At 67.1% G+C, this 4,295-nt stretch carries 4 protein-coding genes; 2 read left to right on the top strand and 2 right to left on the bottom strand.

Annotated features, from left to right (window positions below):
* Positions 1–413 precede the first annotated feature (413 nt).
* Positions 414–749: a tetratricopeptide repeat protein gene (locus tag GXY15_10030; GenBank protein NLV41548.1), complete on the top strand. Its 336-nt coding sequence runs from the start codon at positions 414–416 to the stop codon at positions 747–749.
* Positions 750–795: 46 nt separating this feature from the next.
* Here GXY15_10030 and GXY15_10025 read toward each other — a convergent pair whose 3' ends face one another.
* Positions 796–1,272, bottom strand: a complete 477-nt coding sequence (locus tag GXY15_10025; protein ID NLV41547.1) for a tetratricopeptide repeat protein — start codon at positions 1,270–1,272, stop codon at positions 796–798.
* A 327-nt stretch (positions 1,273–1,599) separates the two neighbouring features.
* Between GXY15_10025 and GXY15_10020 the strand changes: the two genes are divergently transcribed.
* Positions 1,600–3,042 (top strand): hypothetical protein, encoded by a 1,443-nt coding sequence (locus tag GXY15_10020; protein ID NLV41546.1) that lies wholly within the window; start codon positions 1,600–1,602, stop codon positions 3,040–3,042.
* Between the two features lie 72 nt (positions 3,043–3,114).
* Here the strand turns inward: GXY15_10020 and GXY15_10015 are convergent, their stop codons facing one another.
* The gene (locus GXY15_10015) at positions 3,115–4,071 is read right to left on the bottom strand and encodes an SDR family oxidoreductase (GenBank protein ID NLV41545.1); all 957 of its coding nucleotides are present in this window, start codon (positions 4,069–4,071) and stop codon (positions 3,115–3,117) included.
* Positions 4,072–4,295 lie beyond the last annotated feature (224 nt).

Raw genomic sequence — 4,295 nt, 5'->3', positions numbered from 1 at the left:
CCCGGTGGTATCGCTTCGCTCAACCACCGGCTAATGGCCCTCACCCCTCCGGGGTGAAGAGGGAAAGGACACCCGTATCCATGGCTTCATGGACAGAATTCCCGCCTTCGGCGGTCTGGGGCTCGCCATGACGTGAGTTTCCGCGTCATGGCGAAGGAGCGGAGCGAGGGAAGCCATCTCGTTCTCGCCTCGGCTTCGGCTCTTGCGGCGTCTTATCCGGCGATCAGGGGCTCTTTTGCGGACGCTGGAAATTCCGCCGGGGAAGTGGTATCCTAACGGGCGAGGTCGTTCGGGGTGCGTCGGGTGCGTTGATACAGTTTTGGCATGGAGGGCGTTCCTTTATGGGGATGGACTGCGGGGCGCGGTCCGGGGAACGCCGTGTTGGACAAGTGCGTCCGGAGGAGAACCGGGACATGGGACACGAGATGACGTCGCAGAGGAAAGCCTCCATTCGCGAGGTGAAAATGGGCACGGCCTGCTACAACGCGCGCGACTATGTCGGCGCGGAGAAGTACTTCCGCCGCGCGCTGGAGCAGGATCCGGGCTACGCCCGCGCCCACTACTCCCTCGCCAACACGCTCCACAAGCTGGGCGCGCCCGAGGAGGCCTATGAGGAGTGGAGCAAGGCGGTCATCGTGGAGCCGGACTCCGACACCGCCGAGAAGGCGCGGGAAAAGCTCGCCTCCGTCGGCCGCCAGCTCCGCAACACCTCGCAGGGGCTGCTGGACGGGCTCGGCTCGGCGCGCTGACGCGCGCACCCTTGAAATGCCCTGAGAAAGCGGCTGGAAGCCGCTTCTACTTCGCCCCCCCGCAGAGGGTTTCCCGGTTGGCCGCTGCGCGGGCGTGGTGCGGGTCGAGCGCGAGGGCCTGGGCGAACCAGGCGCAGGCCTCCTCGGTCCGGCCCTGCCCGGCGAGGCACCAGCCGAGGTTGTTGGCGATGTCGGCGCTTTCGGAGTGCGTTTCCGCCGCCTCGCGGTAGAGCGCCTCGGCCCCCGCCGCGTCCCCCAGCGCCAGCAGCGCGTTGGCCGCGTTGTTCACCGCGTGCGGGTCGTCGGGGTTCGCCGCGTGCGCGCTTTGGAACCAGTCCAGCGCCTCCTGCGCGTTGCCCTTCGCCAGCAGCAGGTTGCCCAGGTTGTTCATCGCCAGCGCATAGCGCGGCTGGCGCGCCAGCGCGGCGCGGTACTGCGCCTCCGCCTCGTCCATCCGGCCCGCGCGCTGCAGCTCCCAGCCCAGGTTGTTCCGCTCGGCGGCGTTCTCCGGCCGCGCCGCCACGGCCTCTTCATAGGCCGCCAGTGCCCCCGCCGCGTTGCCCGCCAGCGCCCGCCCGCGCCCATTCTACTTGGAACCGCGTGAAGGGCGCATCCGCGCGGCGGGCATGCCGGTCACCGGCCCGTCCTGCGGGGCATCCGATGCGGCTTGACCGCTGTCCTGCGGCAACCCTATACTGCGGCTTGTCCTCCGTAAGGGGCGGGCGCCGTGGATTTGGGGGGATGAAAAGCGGGATGCCTGCGAGTTCCGGGTGGAGTTTTCGCTGTCCGGCGCGCGGGGGGTAATCGCCGCGCGGCTTCAAAGGGAGTAATCTGAAGGAGGGAAAGGGTCATGGCGCGTTTGGTCGGCATCTGGAAACGGTACTTTGACAGCAGGTGGCTGCCCGGCGCGGTCTTTCTGCTTTTGTACGGAAGTTTCGCGGCGGTGACGGTCGCGCATACCCGCGTTTTGGTCCCTGCGGTTCTGGGTCTGTTCGCGGCCTCCCTGCTTGCCCTGCTGTGCATTCTCCCCGCCGCCCTGTGGAATCTTGTCCGGAAGCGGTGGGCAAATGGGCTTATCAATCTGCTCTCATTTCCCCTCTGCGTATGCGTGGCGGCCGCCGGGTTCCGTCTCCTTCTTCCCTTCCTTTTCTTTGGACCAAGCGAGGACGGATTCGCGGACCGGCTCAGTTTGCCGGAGGGGGTGGCCTTGGCCGAACCGGAGCCGGAACTGGTTCCAGGTTTTGGGGAGGGAGCGGGGCAGACCGGGGAGGTGGACGGGTATCAGGCGGCCCTGCTGGCCGCGTTGGACACGCCCGGGGGGGATGACCCGACGGTCACCGGGAACATTGAATCCCTGGCACGGCTGCACCGGGAATACCCGGACCTTCTGCGGCGCCATCTGGCAACGAGCTGCGCCTGGCGCGTTTTTGAGGAGGACGGCGCCCGGTTCGCCACGCGGCGCTGGCGGATCGGCGGCCAATGGACGCCTACCCTGCACGGATACTACGGCGGGCATGATTTGGACATGTGGGACGAGTCGGGCATACGGTCTTTTCAGACTCGCCTCACCATAGGTCTGTCCGGTGTGAGGTGGGGCTCCGCTCCAAAGGGAAGCGCCGCCTCCCGCGCCGCTGTCTCGCTGGCTCTGCGCGCCATGGGCGCGGGAAAGGGCGGGAAGGACGGGAAGGACGGGAACGACGGCACCACTTGGATTCAGGCGGGAGAGACAAAGAAGGCGGCCCTTTCCTTCAAAATGGGCCACCCCGACAGTCTGTGCATTGTCAGGTCCGAAGGATTGACCGTTGAGGTCTTTGAGCAGACGGATGTGGCGGAGCGGCGTTTAACCCGTGCGGCGCTGGCGCAAATGGAGGCGGAATTCTCGGCAGTGGCGGAAAATCCCGCATGGGAGACCGCGCGCGCCGCCCTTCCCGCCGAGAGCGCGCGGAAAGGCGGGCCCTTCCTCTCCCTGCGGAAATCCTTTCAGCCCGGGATATACGTTTCCGTGCTGCGGGTGAACCCCGGAGAGCCGGGCATGGTGTATCTCAAAGCGTTCGAGATGACCAAGGGGACGCCGCTTTCAGAGAAGGCGCTGCGCGGGGACACCAACGAATGGGTGGGGTGGTCCGACGACCCCGGAGAGACCTTTCTCTCAACGGCCCGGATCACCATAGATGAGGGCGACTGGGGCCGTCCCTACGGGGCGCGCTTTGAGGCGTGGTTTGTGCCCGACAACGGCGGCCCGGAGCGCAAGCTGCTGGAAAAGGCGTTCAAGATCGAAGGCTGGCAGCGCTGACGGGCGGAATTGGACGGGGAACGGCGCCGGCAGAATGCAGGGGAGGCGATTCCTGTCACGCCTTCGCGCCTTTCAGGCGTCGGGGTCGCCGCCTTTGGAGAGGAGGGCGTCGAAGTAGGCGATGGTGGGCTTGAGGCCCTCGCGGAGGGGGACGGCCGGCTCCCAGCCGAGCTTTTCGCGGGCGAGGGAGATGTCCGGGCGGCGGCGGGTGGGGTCGTTCACCGGCAGGGGCTGGTATTCCAGCGGGGAGCGGGATCCGGTCAGCTCGATGACGATTTCGGCCAGCTCGCGGATGGTGAACTCGCCGGGGTTGCCCAGGTTCACCGGGCCGGTGAACCCGTCGCAGTCCATCATGGCGGTCATGCCGCGCACCAGGTCGTCCACATAGCAGAAGGAGCGGGTCTGCGACCCGTCGCCGTAGAGGGCGATGGGGGCGTTCTTCAGCGCTTGGACAACGAAGTTGCTGACCACGCGGCCGTCGTTCACGAGCATGCGCGGGCCGTAGGTGTTGAAGATGCGGATGACCCGGATGTCCACATGGTTCTGGCGGTGGTAGTCGAAGAAGAGGGCCTCGGCCACCCGCTTTCCCTCGTCGTAGCAGCTCCGCGGGCCGATGGTGTTGACGTTGCCCCAGTAGCTCTCGACCTGCGGGTGCACCTCGGGGTCGCCGTAGATTTCCGACGTGGAGGCCTGGAGGATGCGCGCGCCCACCCGCTTCGCCAGCCCGAGCGTGTTCAGCGCCCCCATGACGTTCGTCTTGATGGTCTTCACGGGGTTGTGCTGGTAGTGGACCGGCGACGCCGGGCAGGCCAGGTTGAAGATGCGGTCGGCCTCCAGCACAACCGGATGCGTGATGTCGTGGCGGATCAGCTCAAAGCGTGGGTTGTCCGCGAGATGGGCGATGTTCGCCTTGCGCCCCGTGAAAAAGTTGTCGAGGCAGAGCACCTCCTCGCCCCGCGCCAGCAGCGCCCCGCACAGGTGCGAGCCGATGAAGCCCGCGCCGCCCGTGACCAGATTCACCCGCGTCATGATGTCCTCCAGGCCTGTGGCGGCCCCGGGGCCGCCGTGAACCCCGAATGATACCACACGCGCCGGCGCCGCGCCCGGGGGGGGGAACGCTCCACGCCGGGGCGGGTTCAAACCCGAAACGCAACACGGGCCTGGAGGAAGACTTCGGCGGGGGTTCGGTGGTTCAGGGTCTTCCTTGGCCGGCTGTTCAGTTCATCGACCGCCCGCTGAAGCTGTTCGGGGGT

The sequence above is a fragment of the Candidatus Hydrogenedentota bacterium genome (assembly GCA_012730045.1).
GTDB lineage: Bacteria > Hydrogenedentota > Hydrogenedentia > Hydrogenedentales > CAITNO01 > JAAYBR01.
Note: the sequence above shows the minus strand (reverse complement) of the source record. Positions and strands in the feature narration are given on the sequence as shown.

Coding starts and splice junctions, on each gene's coding strand:
- GXY15_10030 (NLV41548.1), top strand. CDS start 414: ATGGGACACGAGATGACGTCGCAGAGGAAAGCCTCCATTCGCGAGGTG.
- GXY15_10015 (NLV41545.1), bottom strand. CDS start 4,071: ATGACGCGGGTGAATCTGGTCACGGGCGGCGCGGGCTTCATCGGCTCG.
- GXY15_10020 (NLV41546.1), top strand. CDS start 1,600: ATGGCGCGTTTGGTCGGCATCTGGAAACGGTACTTTGACAGCAGGTGG.